17 protein-coding genes and 1 pseudogene are annotated in these 19,032 nt (G+C 53.4%); 14 read left to right on the top strand and 4 right to left on the bottom strand.

The window, feature by feature from the left end; genetic code table 11:
* The first annotated feature begins 456 nt into the window (after window positions 1–456).
* Window positions 457–1,455, top strand: a complete 999-nt coding sequence (locus tag BUB69_RS02830) for a LysR family transcriptional regulator (RefSeq protein ID WP_175561633.1) — start codon at window positions 457–459, stop codon at window positions 1,453–1,455.
* 1 nt (window position 1,456) lies between these two features.
* Here BUB69_RS02830 and BUB69_RS02825 read toward each other — a convergent pair whose 3' ends face one another.
* Window positions 1,457–2,071 carry a TetR/AcrR family transcriptional regulator gene (locus BUB69_RS02825; protein WP_073162182.1) on the bottom strand — a complete coding sequence of 205 codons (615 nt, stop codon included), beginning with the start codon at window positions 2,069–2,071 and terminating at the stop codon, window positions 1,457–1,459.
* A 355-nt stretch (window positions 2,072–2,426) separates the two neighbouring features.
* Here BUB69_RS02825 and BUB69_RS02820 point away from each other — a divergent pair, with 355 nt between their 5' ends.
* From BUB69_RS02820 to BUB69_RS02800, 5 genes are all read left to right on the top strand, one after another.
* Complete coding sequence (locus tag BUB69_RS02820; protein ID WP_073162181.1) at window positions 2,427–3,947, top strand: aldehyde dehydrogenase family protein; 1,521 nt, start codon at window positions 2,427–2,429, stop codon at window positions 3,945–3,947.
* Between the two features lie 66 nt (window positions 3,948–4,013).
* Window positions 4,014–4,967, top strand: a complete 954-nt coding sequence (locus tag BUB69_RS02815; RefSeq protein WP_073162180.1) for a PDR/VanB family oxidoreductase — start codon at window positions 4,014–4,016, stop codon at window positions 4,965–4,967.
* Between the two features lie 259 nt (window positions 4,968–5,226).
* Complete coding sequence (locus BUB69_RS02810) at window positions 5,227–6,303, top strand: catalase family peroxidase (RefSeq protein ID WP_073162179.1); 1,077 nt, start codon at window positions 5,227–5,229, stop codon at window positions 6,301–6,303.
* Complete coding sequence (locus BUB69_RS02805) at window positions 6,303–6,860, top strand: cytochrome b (protein ID WP_073162178.1); 558 nt, start codon at window positions 6,303–6,305, stop codon at window positions 6,858–6,860. The genes BUB69_RS02810 and BUB69_RS02805 overlap by 1 nt, the downstream gene beginning before the upstream one ends.
* A gap of 240 nt (window positions 6,861–7,100) precedes the next feature.
* Window positions 7,101–8,042, top strand: a complete 942-nt coding sequence (locus tag BUB69_RS02800; RefSeq protein ID WP_073162177.1) for a LysR family transcriptional regulator — start codon at window positions 7,101–7,103, stop codon at window positions 8,040–8,042.
* Window positions 8,043–8,198: 156 nt separating this feature from the next.
* On the opposite strand, the gene BUB69_RS02795 is transcribed toward BUB69_RS02800, so the two are convergent.
* On the bottom strand, window positions 8,199–8,726 hold the full coding sequence (locus BUB69_RS02795) for a flavin reductase (protein WP_073162176.1): 528 nt from the start codon (window positions 8,724–8,726) through the stop codon (window positions 8,199–8,201).
* A gap of 251 nt (window positions 8,727–8,977) precedes the next feature.
* On the opposite strand from BUB69_RS02795, the gene BUB69_RS02790 reads away from it, so the two are divergent.
* The 8 genes and pseudogenes from BUB69_RS02790 (at window position 8,978) to BUB69_RS02765 (ending at window position 16,403) form a co-directional block, all read left to right on the top strand.
* Complete coding sequence (locus tag BUB69_RS02790) at window positions 8,978–10,168, top strand: acyl-CoA dehydrogenase family protein (RefSeq protein WP_073162175.1); 1,191 nt, start codon at window positions 8,978–8,980, stop codon at window positions 10,166–10,168.
* 323 nt (window positions 10,169–10,491) lie between these two features.
* Window positions 10,492–11,262 (top strand): annotated as a pseudogene (locus BUB69_RS29435) (MCP four helix bundle domain-containing protein); the annotation flags it as partial.
* A complete protein-coding gene (locus BUB69_RS29430; protein WP_425439336.1) occupies window positions 11,245–12,117 on the top strand; it encodes a methyl-accepting chemotaxis protein in 873 nt (290 codons plus the stop codon). The pseudogene BUB69_RS29435 and the gene BUB69_RS29430, both read left to right, overlap by 18 nt.
* Window positions 12,118–12,568: 451 nt before the next feature.
* Complete coding sequence (locus BUB69_RS02780; protein ID WP_073162173.1) at window positions 12,569–13,789, top strand: multidrug effflux MFS transporter; 1,221 nt, start codon at window positions 12,569–12,571, stop codon at window positions 13,787–13,789.
* 16 nt (window positions 13,790–13,805) lie between these two features.
* Window positions 13,806–14,411: a TetR/AcrR family transcriptional regulator gene (locus tag BUB69_RS02775; protein ID WP_073162172.1), complete on the top strand. Its 606-nt coding sequence runs from the start codon at window positions 13,806–13,808 to the stop codon at window positions 14,409–14,411.
* Between the two features lie 104 nt (window positions 14,412–14,515).
* Window positions 14,516–14,668, top strand: coding sequence for a glutathione S-transferase family protein (locus BUB69_RS29060; RefSeq protein ID WP_245825249.1), 153 nt, complete (start codon window positions 14,516–14,518; stop codon window positions 14,666–14,668).
* A 135-nt stretch (window positions 14,669–14,803) separates the two neighbouring features.
* Window positions 14,804–15,151 carry a glutathione binding-like protein gene (locus BUB69_RS29055; RefSeq protein WP_245825248.1) on the top strand — a complete coding sequence of 116 codons (348 nt, stop codon included), beginning with the start codon at window positions 14,804–14,806 and terminating at the stop codon, window positions 15,149–15,151.
* Between the two features lie 52 nt (window positions 15,152–15,203).
* Window positions 15,204–16,403 (top strand): multidrug effflux MFS transporter, encoded by a 1,200-nt coding sequence (locus tag BUB69_RS02765; RefSeq protein ID WP_073162254.1) that lies wholly within the window; start codon window positions 15,204–15,206, stop codon window positions 16,401–16,403.
* A gap of 250 nt (window positions 16,404–16,653) precedes the next feature.
* Here the strand turns inward: BUB69_RS02765 and BUB69_RS02760 are convergent, their stop codons facing one another.
* A complete protein-coding gene (locus tag BUB69_RS02760) occupies window positions 16,654–17,823 on the bottom strand; it encodes a glycosyltransferase family 4 protein (RefSeq protein ID WP_073162171.1) in 1,170 nt (389 codons plus the stop codon).
* Between the two features lie 63 nt (window positions 17,824–17,886).
* Window positions 17,887–19,026 carry a non-hydrolyzing UDP-N-acetylglucosamine 2-epimerase gene (gene wecB, locus BUB69_RS02755; RefSeq protein ID WP_073162170.1) on the bottom strand — a complete coding sequence of 380 codons (1,140 nt, stop codon included), beginning with the start codon at window positions 19,024–19,026 and terminating at the stop codon, window positions 17,887–17,889.
* Window positions 19,027–19,032: the final 6 nt, after the last annotated feature.

The raw sequence follows: 19,032 nt of genomic DNA, 5'->3' as shown, positions 1-19,032 counted from the left end.
GCCATCACTGGCTTCACCTCCTGAACAGATTGACGGAACATGTTTAGCCCGCTTTAATTGTCGCCGACTTTAGTCAATAGGAGGTATGGTTCGGGATCTTCAGATTGGGCAGGACACAGAAACGACTGAATACTTATTGCCAGTACAACTTCCTCCAACCTGACAATAAACGTCATGTAACTCAACTCCATCGTTAGTGCATCAATTACCCTCCCACCCTGATGCCATTTCGCGCACCGTCGACAATTCTCCAACTGCTCTGGCATTGAATTGAGACTCAGTTTTTGAAAGAAAATTTAGACGCAGACAGAAGCGCTCTCTTAGATCAAAAGGTTATAAGAATATTGTAGGTCACTGACCAAAAATACTAACGCGCGGTCTTGCTTCCCGGCATTCACTAGCTTAGATTCGTCAGCATAATAAAAAACCTGATGATGCGACCCGTGCGAGGCACCCATGATAAATTCCCAAACTGAGCTTCAAGATCAACGCTTCAAGTATCTATATTTGAGCTCCAGACTGGGAACCATGCGCGCGGCGGCCGAAGAGCTGGAGCTCGCCGTCTCCTCCATCAGTCGCCAGATTGCAAAACTGGAGTCGGATCTCGGTATTCAGCTCATACAAGAAGGTACTCACAGGATCTGCTTGACCGCCGCGGGTCAGGCTGCAGTTGATTATTATGTTGAACGTATGGGTCATCACAATCAACTACTGAAAAAACTTGGGCAACTCAAAGAAGGCTATTTAAATAGAACAAGCATTGCGGTGGGCGAAGGACTACTTAGCACCCAGGCGATCGGTGAGCTTTATCAATTCTTCAAAGCTAATCGACAATCGCACACTGAGCTTTTGATTGCGCCCTCTCACGAAGTTGAGCGAATGGTCGCTGAAGACGAAGCAGACATAGGATTGGTGTTTTCTCCTACCAAGACTGCAAACATCAATAGGCTCCATTCTTTCGATCAACCCATGAGAGCCATTGTCCACCCCGACCACCCGCTGGCGGGCAGATCGATACTCAATCTTCAAGATTTGGCGGACGAAGATATTGTGCTGCCGCCCCCTGAGTACCGCATCAGAGGAATTATTGATCAATTGCGAAGTGAGAGCAGCGCTCACTTCCAGCCTTACATTACTTCAAATTCACTGAAGATAATGTTAGACCTCACGCGCAACGGCATAGCCTCGACAATACTCAGTGACTTTCCTGTTATTGATGAGTTATGCAACGGCACATTAAAAGCTATTCCCATCGATTACCACGCGTTGAATATAACCCAAGTACAGATTATTTCGCGCCAATCCAGGAAGCTGTCCCCTCTTTCACGCGATTTGGTGCATCACCTGGCAATGGCGATAAACGCACAGATTCGGCGCATTCGTGATTGCAGCAGCAGAAATCCCAATAAGATTTTTATGGTTCGGAAAAATGCCATTGCGACGGCAGTTGAGTAGCCTATTTTTGCTGAGCGATATTTTCCATGATTCTCCATATGACGGATTTAGCGTCTTTAACGATTCGTTCATAATGCTGGGCAGACGGCCAATCCACCATGTAAAGCACCATAATACCATCGATATGTAACAGCACTTGGGTTGCGACTCGTTTGATGGTCTCACGCGATGCATCAGGGTAAACCCTGGTAAGGATTGTCGAAAATTTTCGCCTATTGACTCTGTACAGTTTACGCTGAAAAAGGCGAGCCTCTGCATCCCGGAGGGCCATCCCCCAGAGTTCGACGAAGATAGCTGTAACATCCAGCCGCATGAGATCGCTAAATAAATAATCCAATACAGCAGCCATCTGTTGTTCGGGACTGTTATATGACTCCAGCATAATGAGTTTATAATTTCTCAGATAGTCATTCACCGTATACCTGACCATCTCCAAAAAAAGTTGATCCTTAGTCGGGAAAAAATATTGAAGATGACTGAGCGACATATCGATTTTTTTAGCCACGCTTCTCATGCTGAATCCAGCATTTCCTGAATCGAGAAATACCATCCTTGCCTCGACCAAAATAGCCGCACGCCTCTCTTCAGTCTTTTGACTGTTTTTAGCAATCCTCATTGAAAATTTCCTTGTTACCTAAAAAATTCCATGGATTATACAACACTCTTAATTCGCCTCAAAGCCCATACATATCTGGATTCCATTCAGGCCCGATATACTCGGCCGCGTTATCGTCTCAGCTTAGTGCAGTCGTGGCCCACTACCGGTGGCACGATCAGCAAAAACCAATCCGCCCTTCACGCAAGTGAGTCATGGGGCGCACCACCTGGATGATTCGCCGTTGTTGCAGCAAGGGCAACAATAGGTACCTCTGCGGTCATTGTCCACATCTTGACGGTGCGGGATATTAATTTCCTTTCTATTCCGCTCGTACGATAGCGGCCCCTGAAACAATAACAATGGGCATTCGATCATGACACTGGCAAATAACTACGAACACCTCACCGCTGGCGCTAAATCCAGGATCGGTAAACGCACGCAACTGTTCATTAATGGTGAGTTCAAGGACCCGCATTCAGAAAAATACTTTTCTATCGCGGATCCCAGTAACGGTCTTGAATTAGGTCAAATCGCACAGGCAGACAAATTGGACGTCGATCTGGCAGTTGCCGCTGCACGCAAGGCATTCGAAGACAGCGCCTGGTCCAGAATGAAACCCTATCAACGTGAAGCGTTGATGCTGCGGCTCGCTGATTTGATTGCGGAAAATGCTCAAGAGCTTTCTGAACTCGAGACGCTCAGCAGTGGCCGCCTTATTCGAAACACTCGCGCATTCGATGTGGACCTGTCGGTTTATACGCTTCGTTATATGGCGGGCTGGTCTACCAAAATCTCTGGAAAGACCCTGGATTTGTCCGTCCCTTACCTACCCGATCAAAAATTCTTTGGTTTCACAAAACGATCGCCACTGGGCGTTGTAGCAGCCATTACCCCGTGGAACGTGCCGCTTTGCCAGGCGGTATGGAAATTGGCGCCTGTTCTTGCAACGGGGTGCACTGTTGTTCTCAAGCCCGCTGAGCAAACGCCGTTCACTACCTTGCGTCTGGCTGAACTCTGCAATGAAGCGGGTATTCCACCTGGCGTTGTCAATGTCATTACCGGCCTGGGCCATGAAGTGGGTGCGGCGCTTGTTGAGCACCCTGGCGTGGACAAGATAAGTTTTACAGGCTCGACTGAGACTGGGAAGCGAATCGCCGCGATAGCCGCGCCCCTGATGAAAAAATACACGCTTGAACTTGGCGGAAAGTCACCGGTCGTCATCGCTGAAGATGCCGATCTGAACATTGCCATTCCCGGCGCGGCCTGGGCTATTTTCGGCAATCATGGTCAAAACTGCTGCGCAGGTTCCCGGCTGTACGTCCACGAACGCCACTACGCCGAAGTCACTGCGGGAGTTGCTGAAATCGCACGGACCATAAAAATTGGCCCGGGTCTGGATTTAAGTTCGCAGATGGGCCCACTCGTTCATCACGCCCACCGCGACAAGGTGATGAGCATGATCCACCAGGGCCTTGAGTCCGGTGCAGAATTACTGTGTGGGGGCGAAACGATCAACGGCCCTGGTGCCTATATTCAGCCGACCATTTTGACCGACCTTACACACAACAGCATCACCTCCCAAAAAGAGATTTTTGGGCCGGTGCTAACAGCGTTTTCCTACAAGGACGACCGTGAGGTTATCCAGCGCGCCAATGCGACCTCATTTGGTTTGGGGGCCAGTATCTGGACCAAAAACGTTGATCGGATCACGTCCTTCTTCGGCGGCGTGAAGGCGGGCACTATCTGGATCAATAACCACAATGTGCTGGATCTCAGCCTCCCCTTTGGCGGCATGAAGGATTCGGGCGCAGGTCATGAATTGGGTGAAGAAGGCTTACTCGCCCACACCTCTCTAAAGGCCGGTGTTATGCGTGTTTTTGATCAGTCTGAATGAACATTAGCGAGCTTTTTTAAACCATCAATATGAATTGTATTCCCGCGTGCGTACAGGTATTACCCGATGAATGAACTCCTAAACGTAGTCGTGCTTAAACGAGTGCTGCAAGGTGATGATGTAGTCGTCATCGAGTTGGCGCGGGCAGACCGCGGCAATTTGCCGGCCTTTGAAGCCGGTGCGCATATTGATGTGCACCTCCCTTCAAGTGTGATCCGCCAATATTCGTTGTGCGGCGATCCCGCTGACGCAGGCATTTATCGCCTTGGGGTTTTGAAAGATCCTCAATCCAGGGGTGGATCCATTGCAGTCCATAAGGAATTGCTAGAAGGCGTAACGCTAAACATTAGCCTGCCTCGTAACCATTTCCCGCTGGACTTGAATGCCGAACATTCAATCCTGCTCGGAGGGGGTATTGGCATCACACCGATGCTGGCCATGGCCTATGCGCTTGAGGCTGAGGGCAAGGCGTTTGAAATGCATTACTGCGCACGCTCACGTAACCGAAGTGCGTTTCTTGAAGAGTTGGAGCGCTCCGGATTTTCCCATGCCGTCCAGCTTCACTTCGACGATGAACCTGAAAGCAAGCTTGACCTCAAACGCGTATTAGGAGGTCGTCAAAAGACGGCTCACATCTATACATGTGGACCAGGAGGTTTCATGGAGTGGGCTATTAATAATGCTCTCGAACTCGGTTACCCTGATGCACACATCCATCGCGAATACTTTCAGGCCGATATTGATACCAATGGGTCGGGTTTTGAGGTTGTAGCGGCGCGCAGCGGTAAAACCGTCAATGTCGTGACCGGGCAGACCATTTATCAAGCACTGGCTGAAGTCGGTATTGATATCGAAATATCCTGCGAACAGGGTGTATGTGGAACGTGCCTGTGTGACGTATTAGAGGGTGAACCAGACCACCGCGATGTGTATCTCACTGCTGATGAAAAAGCGGCGAACGATACGATATTAGTATGCTGTTCACGATCAAAATCTCCACGATTGGTTCTCGACATATAAACGTGAAAAGCTGTTGCAACCCGGGCACTTTTCGTCCTGGGTGTCTTCAACGAGGAATAGCCCTCGCCAGCTATGCCGCAGGCTTAGCAGGCGTTGCCGCTCAAGCAAATGCCTTGAGCACACCGGGATTTTTTGCCGTATCGGCGTTTGAAATCCTCTGATTTACACATACCTACTGCCTTGCGCCATTTACTTTCCGCTCCATCCCATTCGGCAGTTTCAATCCAGAGCTGCCTGACAACAGGTAGCTGAGAATTTTATGCTTAAAAATAGCCTTCAAGGTTTATGGAAATTTCGACTGCCGCTGTTAGGCATATTCAGTATCGCGACTGCTCTTGTGCTGGCATTTGCCTGGACAGGAGGATTCTTAGGCACTGGCATTACCACAAAGGAATTTCTGGGTGAGTCCCTGGATAATTTTCCAGCAGGCTATCGAAGGGCCCACGGTAAGGGCATGTGTTTCAGCGGGACTTTTCATGCGAGCGGCGCGGCCGTCCCTCTGTCGACATCACGTATTTTTCTACCGGCCAACATTCCCGCTGTAGGGCGTTTTTCAATCGGCACCGTGGACCCGCATGCGGCGGACAATTCCACGGCGACCGTCAGCATGGCACTTATGCTGATAGGCGACGATCAGTCACAGTGGCGAATGAAGCTCAACAACGAACCCTACTTCGCGACTCGAGATGCAGAGGGTTTCCTGGCGCAGGTCGAAGCCTTTGAACCGGTGGCTGCCACTGGACAACCAGCCCCGGACAAGGTGGCCGCGTTTTTTCAAAAATATCCCGAGGCTCGCAAGTCTGTAGAGCGAGAGGCGAATGCGACTTGGCCGGCCAGTTTTGCAGGAACTGAATATAATTCCATCAACGCTTTCCTACTCATTGCAGCGGATGGAAAACGTCAACCTGTGCGCTGGTCCATGCGTCCTCATGCACCTGTAGAGCTGTTGAGCAAAGAGGCTCATGCGCAAGCCAGTCATGACTTCCTGTTTGATGAAATAACTCAGCGTGTGGGTGTAGCGCCCTTGTATTGGGATCTGGTATTCCAACTGGCCGAGGCAGGAGATCCGGTGAACGACCCTTCTCAACCATGGCCGAGCAACCGTAAGGAGATAATCGCTGGAACGCTAGAGGTCAACCAAGTGGTAGAGCAAACTCATGGGGCATGTCGTGACATTAACTTTGACCCTACGCTTGTACCATCAGGAATAGCACTTTCAGACGACCCGGTGCTTGCAGCCCGTGCGGGTATTTATTCCCAGTCCTATAACGCCAGATTACGAGAAATCGGTTTTGGTAAAGCCACTGACGCGGTTGGCAAGAAGGAAGTCAAATAATGCATGCCCAGCAGAAGCACAACGGTGTGCGAAACTTCAATTTTGCGGCACGGGTTCTCCATTGGCTCATGGCTGTCCTTATCCTGGCCATGCTATTTATAGGCGTCGGCATGATGTCTTCTCTGAGCCTGCGCCCCTGGCTCATTGATCTTCATAGGCCTCTGGGAATCGCCATTCTTCTTTTGGCCCTCCTGCGTCTAGGCAATAGGCTTTTAAGCGCCACGCCGCCATTGCCTGCCAGCGTACCGTACTGGCAGGCAATGGCAGCGCATGTTTCGCATCTACTGCTCTACTTGCTGATGCTCTGCCTGCCACTGCTCGGTTGGGCAACGCTCTCTGCCGGCAATTGGCCTGTCACCATGTTCGCGGGCTGGAACCTGCCACCCATTGCTCCAGTCAGCTCCGTGCTTTACGCCTGGTTTCGGGCCGCACATGGGCTTTTCGCCTGGCTTCTGTTTCTACTTGTGTTAGGGCATCTTTGCGCAGCGCTGATCCATGCCTGGATTTACCGCGACGGCGTCTTCTCCAGCATCACGCGTAAGACTTCTGGCGAATAAATTCGCACTAAGCCATGCAAAAACATCAGAGGCTTTACGCCTCTGGATCTGGCGATAAGCGTTCGCTTATGGGCTTCGGTCAGTTAGACGGCGAGGCGATTGGCTTTCGCCGTCACATGACCGGTGAGTCGCCACTCAGGCGCCAGAGAGATTTATTATTAGCCCGTTGCGCGGGCATGTCTGCGTTCGAGGCCACGCAGATATCATGCCTGCTGCGCTTCATTAGGTGGGGTAGAGCATATGACTCACATCAACATGGCCACGATCGATCTGAATCTTCTCAGGACTTTTGTGGCTATTTGGGAACACCGGAGCCTGACAATCGCCGCGGAGCGCCTACACCTCAGCCAGCCCGCCGTCAGTCACGCACTGCGCCGACTACGTGATGTTTTTGACGACCCGCTGTTCGTACGAACTGCGACGTCGATGGAGCCGACTGACGCAGCTATTCGCCTGCATGGCCCAGTCGAGCATGCGCTGACTATTATTCAGAGCGCATTGATGATGTATTCAAACTTCGAACCAAAAACAGCGGATCGCACCTTTCGTATCTCGATGTCGGATATGTCACAACTCTACGTGCTGCCGACGATGATGGAGGTGTTATCGCGCGAGGCGCCGAACGTACGCGTGGATGTGCTTCAAATGCCTATCGAGCAACTGGCCATGGCATTGCGCAAAAGTGATGTAGACATTGCCGTGGGCTATTTGGTGGAACCTGGTGAAGAGTGCATTTATGAAAACCTGCTAGACGACGAGTTCATTTGCCTGCTGCGCAAGGACCATCCTTTTCGGCAAGATGAATTGGGCATTCAAGACATTCTCGCCCTGCGCTATGTTGACGTGTCGAGTAACATTACCGGCCATGGCCTGACCGCCGATGCTGCATTCGGAAAAGCCGGCATTGCGCGCGAAATCGCTCTGAAAGTACCTAACTTCACCATTGCCCCGAAAATCGTTGCCAACACTGATCTGGCATTGATTCTCCCGCGTGCGATTGCCATTCAGCTAAACCGCGACCAGCGCTATCGGCTGCTGAGTCTGCCCATCGAATTGCCATCCATCTCGGTGGGACTTTATTACCATCGCCGGTTCCTATCAGATGCCGGGATAACCTGGCTGCGCGGGTTGATCATTAGTCTGTTTGCCTCCGGCAGCCATACTGGAGCTCATATCAAATGATGCGTCGGGCCCTATGTATAAACCATGTCACCAGCGAACTGGAGAACTGCAATGACATTCGACGTGCAGCTTTTGGTCAGGCTTCTACAAGCTTTGTAACGCACCCTGATAGCTAAAGGTCTACCAAGGCCTCGGTCGTTTCAGGGGTGCAATGATTCAGGACGCCGAAGTCTGCGCGTTGACGGCTGCAGTCCGACCCAGACGGTGAAAGTTTCTCCCAAAATAAACCAGGCTCTCTCCATCTTCACGCACCTCTATTTGGTTGATTTCGACAAACAACACCGAGTGCGATCCGACTTCCTTGATATCTACAATGGTCCCTTCAAGGCTTGCGAGCGCGTCGTTCAATACAGGTACGCCAGAGGAACCAGTACGCCAGTCCTGACCCGTAAAGCGCTCCGCAGGCGGCAAATCGGTCATACCAGCAAACTGTCGCGCAACCCCCTCCAGATCACCGGTCAGTATATTTACGCACAACGCCCTGTTGCTCAGTAAGGCCTCATGAATTGAACTGCTACGGTTGATGCAAACCAACAATGTTGGGGGCGTATCAGTGACGGAACAGACCGCACTCGCAGTTAATCCGAAGCGACCATGAGGACCATCGGTAGTAATGATATTCACCGCCGCAGACAACAATGACAGCGCTTGCCGAAAATGTTGTTTTGATTGATCGCAACCCATTACTTTCACCTTGTAATTATTGATGTAGTGGGTCTATGTTGAGACGGATGACTCATCCGGTCAAATTCGCTTTACTCATACGGACTATTGACAGCAGGAATAACCAGCACCCTCCCCGCTAAAGGAGCGTGGCGCGACAGTTAATTCCCACCGATTATTAAGCTTATTCATATTCCGAATTTGATTTTTTCTGGTCGGCCCACGCATCCTGAACGTGCATGTAATCCCCCCCTAGACAGAGAACAATAAACATGAACAGCAAGAATAATTTTGATGATCGTGACACACCTAAAGGCGCTCCAATCAGCATCAAAGCGATTACCCTGGATGATGTGATTTCGGAGATTGCCGAGCGTCGTAGCGAGTTTAATCAACGCTCCCATGTCCCTTTAGACATGATCGAAAAAATGAAAGCAGTCGGTATCTTCCGCGCCAGTACTCCCAAATGTTTTGGCGGCGATGCACTGGCTCCAGCCGAGTTTCTCCGCATCGTCGAGCGTGTCTCCGAAGCCGACGGTTCGGTCGGTTGGGTGACCGCGTTCGGCTCAGCCAATATCTATCTGGCGGCACTCCCCCCGGCAACCCAGGCGTTGATCTATGCCAAAGGGCCAGACCAGGTCTATGCTGGCGGCCTTTACCCTCTACAACCCGCCAAAGAGACTGAAAATGGCTGGGAAGTCAGCGGGCACTGGCGGTTTGCTAGTGGGTGCAAAGGTGCCAACTGGATTGGTGTAGGCATCGGTGGCACATCGGCCAACGGTGGAGGACCGACGGCAGGCAAACCGCTGACCGCAGTGTTTCCGGCTGAGGAAGTGCAGATCGTCGATAATTGGAATGTTGTCGGCATGCAAGGGACGGGTAGCCATGACCTGAAACTGCACAAAAAGACCGTCGAGCGCCAGTGGACATTCGTGCGTGGTAGCGCTGCCACCATTGATGAACCCCTCTATCATTACCCATCTGTGGCCTATCAAGCGCAAGTCCACGCCGCCGTTAACCTTGGGCTGGCGCGCGCAGCACTGGACTTGGTAATCGCAATGTCGGGCAGTAACAAGACGGTCACCGGCGCCCCACGCTTGGGTGATCGGGCTTATTACCGCAGCGAACTGGGTAAGGCGGAGGCGATGCTGCGCAGTGCCCAGGCGTTTTTCTACGAAACTGCAGAAGCTGTATGGGCCTCGCTTTTGGCCGGTAATCCGGTGACCCTGCAGCAGGCAAACTTATTGCGCCTTAGCGCCACCCATGCAGCTCATACCGGCGCGGACGTAGTCATGAAGGCTTATAGGTTGGCTGGGACTGCAGCCATTTTCAATGACAATCGTCTGCAATGGATCGTACGCGACTCCATGGTAGTAACCCAGCATGCTTTCCTCGGCGAAGCGACTTATGACGGCGCCGGCGCTGTGTTCGCTGGCATCGAACCGAACATGCCCTACCCTTGAGTGCCAATCTGAACAGCTGCTTGTACCCAGCTGCCTCAGCCTTCGACGCTGATTTGTGTGTGGGAAATAGTTGACCTTGGTGACGTGTATCTACCCAAATGACGAGATCCCATCCGGGTCGTTTGGGTTGGAGTGTTTTGCGATCGAGTCACCTATTCCCAACCTAACTTCTATATAAAAAGTTTGTGAGTGAGCTATATCTGTTTTGATTCAAGACACACCGCTTTTTCGCTCAAGTGTGAGATCAATTTACCGATAATAGTCTATGCGTTGGACTATTCGCCGCTGCTCGCTGGGAGCACATTCCACGCTTTAGGAAGACCATGACAATAAGAACAATGAATATTGCTCCGCGCGCATTTCTTGGGTTTTCCCTGATAGGCGCGCTCATGCTGATTCTCGGCCTCTTCGCTCTGTCGCAGATGAGCAAGATCCGTGCAGCAGGCGATGACGTCGCGAAAGTTGGCGTCCCAAGCTTTCAGACCCTGAATGCTCTCACGGTGACGGGCGTCCGCATGCGGGTGTTGTCGTATCGGCTGTTGACTGATCGGGAACCGAATGCTCAGAACAGAACCATCGAATTACTTGCGGAGCAAAACCAACAACTTAACAAGTTGCAGGCCGCATACGCCAAACTGATTTCATCGCCTGAAGAGCAGTCCGACTACAACGACTATATGCGGCTGATGGATGACTATCGGAAGATCGAAACGCGCCTTGTCACCCTCAGTCGGGCCGGCAATCTGCAAGAGCTGACGCTTGTGCTGAGCGCCGAGTCTGCGGCCAACTCTGAACAGATAAATGTGGCGTTGAGCAAGCTTACTGACTTCAATAACGCCCAACTGGCTATCATCAATCAATCCTCTGCTGACGATTACAGCTCTGCGTTCAACCTGGTTGTCGGCTTGCTTATTATTGCCTCGCTGCTGACCATGCTGTTTGCCTGGCTGCTGACCAAGAGCATCACCCAACCGATAGCGTTGGCACTTGAAGCTGCTGAAGCCATCGCCGAAGGAAATCTGACCCGACCGATAAAGGTCGATGGCACTGACGAAGCAGGTCGGTTGCTGCTCGCCATGCAAAAAATGCAGGAAAAACTACGCGATACCTTGATGCGTATTTCCGGCTCCGCAACACAGCTGGCTTCCGCTGCCGAGGAGTTGAACGCAGTAACCGATGAAAGCGCCCGTGGTCTGGCGCAGCAGGACAACGAAATAGAGCAAGCCGCAACGGCAGTCAACGAAATGACCAGCGCCGTCGAAGAAGTGGCGCGTAACGCAGTCAGCACTTCCGAGGCATCAAAAAACGCGACGGCATCAGCTGGCGATGGCCGGGATCTGGTTCAGGAAACCGTCAACGCTATTGAACGCATGAGCGGCGATGTGCAAAGCACGGCTGATCTGATCGGCAATCTTGCTGAAGAATCCCGCGACATCGGCAAGGTTCTGGACGTGATTCGTGGCTTGGCGGATCAGACCAACCTGCTGGCGCTGAACGCAGCCATCGAAGCGGCCCGGGCCGGTGAAGCCGGTCGCGGCTTTGCGGTAGTTGCCGATGAAGTGCGCGCCTTGGCCCATCGCACCCAACAGTCCACCAGCGAAATTGAACGCATGGTTGGCAGCATTCAAGGCGGCACCGAAAAAGCGGTCGGTTCAATGCGTAACAGCACCGATCGTGCTGAATCTACCCTGAACATCGCGAAAGGCGCAGGCTTGGCGCTGGAAACAATCAACACCGCAGTAATCGAGATCAACGAGCGTAACCTGGTCATCGCTGCCGCTGCGGAAGAACAGGCCGCAGTCGCCCGTGAAGTGGACCGCAACCTGGTCAACATCCGCGACCTGTCGACGCAATCTTCCAACGGCGCCGCCCAGACCAGTGCCGCCAGCGGCGAGTTGACCCGCCTGGCGGTTGACCTGAACAACATGGTTTCGAGGTTTAGCTTGTAAGAAGTATCGGAGTACATCGGTTGGAGCAAGGCTTGCCCGCGCGCGTGAGGAAGAGGTCTGCCTGACATACCAAGGAGCCTAGTTCGCAGGCAAGCCTCGCTCACACAGGGTTCGATTTGAACCCTGATTCCGCCCACAAAGTTGCTAAGTATCCTGTTGGCATGTGGGCCAGCCGTGGCACGACTGATTTGGCCAACCTGTTTCTGCGCACGGAGTCGACTATCTCCATCGCTCACAAATGGAGTCTCACAGACTACCCTCAAGCCGCTCCTTCAAAAAACACTTTGAACCGAAGCCTAATGCGCTTACCTGCGCCTCCCCCGCTCTAGGCGACGCGCTGGCCGACGCTGGCTGACCACCGAAACAATAACGACTTGACCTTCCCTACGTATTCTCGTTAACCTCGTCGAGTCTTCCTACCTTCCGGTAGGAAGCTAATTATGAGTTTGTTATGGAAAAGAGTCTTTCCGGCAATCCTTCATTGAAGTTTGCCATCGCCTTGGGCGCCATCGCCGCACTGGGCCCCTCAGCCGTCGATATGTATTTGCCAAGCCTGCCCGAAATGGCGGTCGATTATTCGACCAGTGTTGCCAGCATTCAGCTAACGCTCACGGTCTTTCTGTTGGCAATGGGGCTTGGGCAATTACTGTTCGGGCCGGTTGTCGACGCCTTAGGCCGACGACGTCCACTGATGGCGGGTTTGTTGCTGTTCAGCTTGAGTGCGCTTTCTGCAGGCGCGGCACCAACCCTTGAGTGGCTACTTGTGGCACGATTTGCCCAAGGGATAGGCAGTGCTTTGACGTTGGTAGTCATCATGAGCATGGTGCGTGACGTCACTCAGGGCGTTCAGGCGGCAAAACTTTTTGGCCTGCTGCTGACCATTCAAGGTGTTGCTCCCATCATCGCCCCGGGGGTGGGTGGTTATATTGAAGCGCATTTCGGATGGCGGGCCGTCATGCTGGTGCTGGCTGTTCTTGGTGCGCTGGTGGCGGTGAACTCGCTGGCTGTTTTGCCTGAAACACTACCCGTGCCAAAGCGCGAGCCACTGAATATGAAACGGGCGATTGGCACCTATGCGCGGATCGCAAAAGACTGTCGTTTTCTACGGCCCGCCTTAGCGCTGTCAGCCGTATTCTTCTTTCTTTTTGCCTATGTAGGCGGCGCTACATTTGTTTATCAGAAGGAATACGGGTTGCCTGCTGCCCAGTTTGGTACGCTCTTTGGCGCAACCGGCATAGCGATTCTTATCGGGGCCGTCGTGGCTACCAGACTGGTGGGCAAATACGGTTTGGCCCGCATTGCAACAGCTGGGGCTTGTTGCATCTTTGCAGGTTCTTTGATCGCCTACGGTGCAGCGGTATCTGGTTCCGGTTTGTATTGGCTGGCCGCCGGTGTCGCGGTAGCCCTGCTTGGACTGGGGATGGCAGAAACTACATTGATGACCCTTGTGATGTCTTCGCAAACCACTGCGCTAGGTTCCACTGCTGCATTGCTGGGCGCTTTTCAGCTTGGCATCTCGGCCTTCGCCACACCGTTGACCGGCTGGGCGAGCAGCCATGGCGCCATTGCCTGGTGCGCATTCCTGATAGTCTGCGCCGTTCTGGTGGGTGCGCTGACCTGGGTCAGTGTGCGCGAAGGCCGGGCCGAGCACATCACCGTGTTAAATCACTGATTAAAAGGTTACTCCGATGAAAGTGCTGAGCCCTTCGGCAAGCAGAATCTGTGACATCGCCTTGGTGCATTTCGCTGAGCGGGGATACGACGCATCTTCGCTCAATGAAATCGCTGTCGTGGCAGGTATGCGCAAGCCTTCGTTATACGCGCACTTCAAAAGCAAGGATGATCTGTTCGACGCTGCGCTGAATCTGGCGTTGGTGACGGAGAGGCTCTATATCGAAGAGATATTTGCAAACGTCCCGGCAAATAATGAGCAGCCCGGCAAGCTGTACACAGACAGTCTTTCAAACCGGTACGAGTCTTCCGCTGCCCTGCGTTTCCTGCTGCGCACGGCATTTTTTCCGCCTTTGGAGCTAAAGGCATCGGTCACGACTGGCTTTGAATCCTATCTTGATCGCCTGCGTGAACTCTTTGGCGCGAGCCTTGAGAACACGTATCCAGCCCTATCGGCGACCGAAATATCGATGTTTCAGGATGCTTATATCGGCGTGATCGACAGCCTTCATGTCGAGTTAATTTACTGCAGTGAAGGCGCCTATTGTCGGCGTCTTGCCGCTTTGTGGCGGATTCTTGGTGATTCGCTGTCTCTGGCTGTGCGGAAAATGGCACATGGGTAACTCGACCATATCTCGCTAAGACGTAACGAGCGAGTCGCTTACAAGGGACTATCGTAGGCTTCACATTTTAAAGCACGACACTTAAGTCCATGGAGCTTCAAAGAATGAAGCTCTACTATAAGCCTGGCGCCTGCTCCCTGTCGCCTCACATCGTTGCAAACGAACATGGACTCAAAGCCGAACTCATCAAAGTCGACCTCAAAGATCATGTAACAGAACAAGGAAATAACCTTTACAAGGTCAACCCGCACGGCTAAATCCCTGCGCTTGAGCTTGATAATGGTGAAATGCTTTCAGAGGGTGTTGTAATCATCCAATATCTTGCTGACCAGAATCCCTAAATAGGCCTTGCTCCAGCCAACGGAACATTTGAAAGATATAAACTTCAGGAGATGCTCGCCTTCCTTTCAACGGAAATTCATAAGGGCTTTATTCCGCTTTTTTATGCTGCTCCGGCAGGAGTTTACATCGAGATTGCAAGACCGAAGTTGGAGAAACGCTACGCTTGGATTAATAAGCACCTCTCAGACAAACAGTTTCTTATGGGTGACACATTCACGGTCGCTGACTCGTACCTGTTTGCGGTGACTGGTTGGGCTAAGGCACCTTGGCTGAAGTCCTACGAGGACACGCCACTTCATCTTGACGGTCTTCATCATCTGCAGACCTGGTACGAGCGCGTGAAGAGCCGTGAAGCCGTACAGAAATCCATACTCGAGGAAGGTCTCGACTTGAACTAGCGTCTTGATGCCCGTTGCCGACGGCTACCCAACTGCTCTAAATATCGTCTGGATGCCTGATAAACCTGCGCGCGATCCTTACCTTATTCTCGGTGCCTTGAGCGCCTTCGGCCCTTTGGCCGTCGACTTTTATCTGCCTGGCTTCCCGGCCATTGCCCTGGCGTTTGGCACTGACGAGAAGCATGTCCAGTTGACCCTGGCGTCATATTTTCTGGGCTTGTCCATTGGCCAACTGGCTTACGGACCGGTGGCGGATCGCTTCGGCCGACGTATCCCGCTGCTGTTCGGGACTTCGCTGTTCACCCTGGCATCGCTGGCCTGTGCTTTCGCGCCGAATCGGGAATGGCTAATCGGCGCGCGCTTCGTTCAGGCGCTGGGCGGCTGTGTAGGGATGGTAATTGCCCGAGCCATTGTCAGCGACAAGTGCGATGCCGTTCAGTCGGCCAAGGTGTTCTCGCAATTGATGCTGGTGATGGGCTTGGCGCCGATTCTGGCGCCCATGCTCGGCGGCTTGCTGGTCAACCTCTATAGGTGGCAGTCAATCTTCATCAGCTTAACAGCGTTCAGTGCACTGGCTTCGTTGGCCGTGGGCCTGCCGGAAAGCATGCCCGCCACTCATCCGCGCCTGCCTTTATCTGGCGCACTGACGCAATACCGGCGCTTGTTGGGCGATCGTATTTTTCTCGGGCAAGCGCTCACTGGCGGGACCGCCATGGCCGGGATGTTTTCTTACATCGCCGGTTCGCCGTTCGTGTTCATCAAGCTGTACGAGGTGCCGCCTGAGCACTATGGCTGGCTGTTCGGGACCAATGCGGCGGGCTTCATCCTGGTCTCGCAGCTCAATGCCAGGTTGGTGGGCAAACAGGGGCCTACGTTCCTGCTGTCGCGGGTTATCTGGATGTACCTCGCTGCTGCACTGGCATTGTTGGCGATTGCAAGTCTACGCACCGAACAGCTCTGGCCCCTGTTAGTGCCCTTGTTTATCTGCATTGCCTGCCTGTGCTCCATCGCCCCCAATGCCTCAGCCTGCGCCATGAACGGGCAATGGGCAAGTGCGGGCAGCGCGTCGGCATTGCTAGGTTGCCTGCAGTTAAGCGTAGCGGCGGCGGCCGCGCTTGTGGGTGTGCTTCACGATGGCACGGCGTTGCCGATGGCGCTGGTTAACAGCTTGTGCGGTGCATTGGCCGTGACACTTGCAATGCTGACCCGCCGTTTGCAACACAAACGTGATGTAGCGCTGCAGCTCAGTTAACGATTTTTTTTGCCGCCCACGTTGTCGCCACTGCCGCTGGGCGTCTAGGGAATCTCCGAACAAGTCCCAAGGGGCGGCTCGGATCAGGTGGTCAGGCGTATTTCATCACATCTTGGGACTTGTTCGGAGATTCCCTAATGAGGGTCAAGGAATTCATTCTTGCCAACCTCAGCCAGCCTAACCTTACAGCTGAAACCATTTCTCAAGCTTTTCATATATCCCCCCGAACGCAATCATTGATACACGCCCGTTAACCCACAGCCCGATAAATATCCAGTGTCTCCCTGGCACACCGCTGCCAGGAAAATGCTTGCGCACGCGCAAGTCCGGCCTGGGCCACTGCATTGCGCAGGGTTTCATTGCCCAGCAGATCGTTCAGATGGGCAGCGAGCTGTTCATGGTTGCCACGCTCCACCAATACAGCGCAGCCCTGTGTGAATTCGGCCATTGACGTTCCTGCGGTGCAGATGGATGCCACACCACTTTGCATCGCCTCCAGCACGGGCAAACCGAAACCTTCGTACAGCGAAGGATAGGCAAACACTGCAGCCCCGGCGTACAGCGCCGGCAAGTCATGGCGAGGCACGAAGGACAACTGACGCACCCCGTGGCTGGCGGCCATAGCCTTGATGCGATCATTCAGGGGCTGGTTACGCCATCCATTCGCGCCAGCGAGCACCAGCGGGAAATCCTGCTGCACGGCCAAGGGCAATCGGGACCAGGCTTCCAACAGCGTACCTACCCCTTTGCGCGGCTCGATAGTGCCAACAAATAGCACGTAACGACCCTGTGTGAGTTTGTATCGCTCAAGCGTTGACCGGGTTTGCTCGCCAGTGTGCGGCCGGTATACCTCTGCTGCGCCCAGGTATACGGTTTTTACGCGATCCGCCCCTACGCCAAAATCACTGATCAGCTCGTCACGGATGATGTCCGAGTCAGTGATAAGGAAGTCGGCACGCTCAAGGGTTCGGGGCAATTGTGCGCTGAGCCACTCGACACGTTTGGGTGGGTGGAGCTGAGGATAGTAGATGAATGACAGGTCATGAATAGTCGCCACGCTCTTCCCTGCATAGGCCTTGAGCATGAAATTGGGCTCGTGATAGACGTGCTGGCGAAACCTGTGCGCACCGACCCGCAATTGGGTATTACGCACCAGTTCGCGGGTGCGATAAGCAAGAGTCGAACGGCGCAGCAAATCATGTAACAGCGAAAAAGCCGTTGAACCGCTGCGTTGCGCATACACGCTGCTGGCATGGATGCAATCGGTCAGGGCACGCTCAGCCGAATAGTGCCGAGCGCCTATGAAACAGTCGATTTTCTCGATGTCCTCTGCCTGTAATTGCTCAATCAGGTTAAACGTATAGTTGCCGATGCCGGTCAGCGGCGGGATGAGCGATTCGATGTTGAGTAATAGCCTCATGGGCTGGTACCTGCGTGTGTCGGTAGCATCACAGTCATTCTCAAAAACCAGCCATGATCGCGGTCAGGCTGTGCGATCAAGGTCGCTGCCTGCCATATAGCGGGTGGCGGATGCCAAGCCCGGGTTTAGCCCGGATTTGAGAGTGTCAAGAATGCGCCGATGCGCATGACCATCACCGAACGGGTTTTTCCAGCTAACGTGGTTACGGCCTAGCGCCTGCGCTTCCTCAACCAGACTGGTCGACGTCAGAGAGCCAGCGAGCCGGGCTCCGCCGGTTTCCAGGCTTTCAGGGCGCTCGGTATTGGACCTGAGTATCAAGCATCGTCGCTGCAGAACACAGGCCTCTTCCTGCAGCCCGCCACTGTCAGTCAGCACCAGAGCGGCACCTTGCAGCAACGCCAGCATGTCCAGATATCCAACCGGTTCAATGGTATGAATATGCGTCTGGGCTCGCAGCACGTCATGGTGATGCTGGCCAAGCCTCGGATGCACCGGAAACACCACTTTGCGTTGCTGAATTTCAGCCAGGTGCTGTACGCCCAGCATAATCTGCGAGAAACGCTCTGAATGGTCGGTGTTTGAAGGGCGATGACACGTCAACAACAAATAATTGTCGGCCTCCAGCCCAAGGCGCTCACGGATGACCGAGTGCCGGGCCGCCGACTGCGCGTGTTGCAGCGTTGCATCAATACCGGTGTTGCCGGTAACGACCACGTTGGCACTTTCGATCCCCTCCTCCGCCAAAAGCCCGACCTGCAGCGACGAAGGGCAAAACCAGAAACTGGACAGATGATCCAGCAAGACCCGGTTAGTCTCCTCTGGCATGGTTTTGTCGAAACTGCGTAACCCTGCCTCTACGTGACCCACCGGGATGCCGGCCTTGCTGGCCGCCAGCCCGCCAGCAAGCGCGCTATTGGTATCGCCCTGGACGATGACGTAATCGGGCTTCACCTCTCGCAATACGGGCTCGACCCCCATGATCATCCTTGCCAGTTGCGAGCCGGCATGGTCGGACCCCACACCCAGGTTGAAATGCGCGAGCGGCAGACCAAGCTCTTCGAAAAACAAACGATCCATCACCGCCGCGTAATGCTGATTGGTATGGATCAAGGTATATCTCACGCCTTCACGGATGCAGGCGATGATCAGTGACGAAAGCTTGATGATTTCGGGGCGCGTCCCCAAAACGAATGCTATATGCATGTGTTC

The sequence above is a fragment of the Pseudomonas asturiensis genome (assembly GCF_900143095.1).
Taxonomy (GTDB): domain Bacteria; phylum Pseudomonadota; class Gammaproteobacteria; order Pseudomonadales; family Pseudomonadaceae; genus Aquipseudomonas; species Aquipseudomonas asturiensis.
Note: the sequence above shows the minus strand (reverse complement) of the source record. Positions and strands in the feature narration are given on the sequence as shown.

Excerpts from the sequence above, each read along its gene's own strand:
- BUB69_RS02760 (WP_073162171.1), bottom strand. The coding sequence starts at position 17,823 with ATGAGGCTATTACTCAACATCGAATCGCTCATCCCGCCGCTGACCGGC.
- BUB69_RS02800 (WP_073162177.1), top strand. The coding sequence starts at position 7,101 with ATGACTCACATCAACATGGCCACGATCGATCTGAATCTTCTCAGGACT.
- wecB (WP_073162170.1), bottom strand. The coding sequence starts at position 19,026 with ATGCATATAGCATTCGTTTTGGGGACGCGCCCCGAAATCATCAAGCTT.
- BUB69_RS02805 (WP_073162178.1), top strand. The coding sequence starts at position 6,303 with ATGCATGCCCAGCAGAAGCACAACGGTGTGCGAAACTTCAATTTTGCG.
- BUB69_RS29430 (WP_425439336.1), top strand. The coding sequence starts at position 11,245 with ATGCAAAAAATGCAGGAAAAACTACGCGATACCTTGATGCGTATTTCC.
- BUB69_RS02815 (WP_073162180.1), top strand. The coding sequence starts at position 4,014 with ATGAATGAACTCCTAAACGTAGTCGTGCTTAAACGAGTGCTGCAAGGT.
- BUB69_RS02820 (WP_073162181.1), top strand. The coding sequence starts at position 2,427 with ATGACACTGGCAAATAACTACGAACACCTCACCGCTGGCGCTAAATCC.
- BUB69_RS02790 (WP_073162175.1), top strand. The coding sequence starts at position 8,978 with ATGAACAGCAAGAATAATTTTGATGATCGTGACACACCTAAAGGCGCT.
- BUB69_RS02810 (WP_073162179.1), top strand. The coding sequence starts at position 5,227 with ATGCTTAAAAATAGCCTTCAAGGTTTATGGAAATTTCGACTGCCGCTG.
- BUB69_RS02780 (WP_073162173.1), top strand. The coding sequence starts at position 12,569 with ATGGAAAAGAGTCTTTCCGGCAATCCTTCATTGAAGTTTGCCATCGCC.
- BUB69_RS29060 (WP_245825249.1), top strand. The coding sequence starts at position 14,516 with ATGAAGCTCTACTATAAGCCTGGCGCCTGCTCCCTGTCGCCTCACATC.
- BUB69_RS02795 (WP_073162176.1), bottom strand. The coding sequence starts at position 8,726 with ATGGGTTGCGATCAATCAAAACAACATTTTCGGCAAGCGCTGTCATTG.
- BUB69_RS02825 (WP_073162182.1), bottom strand. The coding sequence starts at position 2,071 with ATGAGGATTGCTAAAAACAGTCAAAAGACTGAAGAGAGGCGTGCGGCT.
- BUB69_RS02775 (WP_073162172.1), top strand. The coding sequence starts at position 13,806 with ATGAAAGTGCTGAGCCCTTCGGCAAGCAGAATCTGTGACATCGCCTTG.
- BUB69_RS29055 (WP_245825248.1), top strand. The coding sequence starts at position 14,804 with ATGCTCGCCTTCCTTTCAACGGAAATTCATAAGGGCTTTATTCCGCTT.
- BUB69_RS02830 (WP_175561633.1), top strand. The coding sequence starts at position 457 with ATGATAAATTCCCAAACTGAGCTTCAAGATCAACGCTTCAAGTATCTA.
- BUB69_RS02765 (WP_073162254.1), top strand. The coding sequence starts at position 15,204 with ATGCCTGATAAACCTGCGCGCGATCCTTACCTTATTCTCGGTGCCTTG.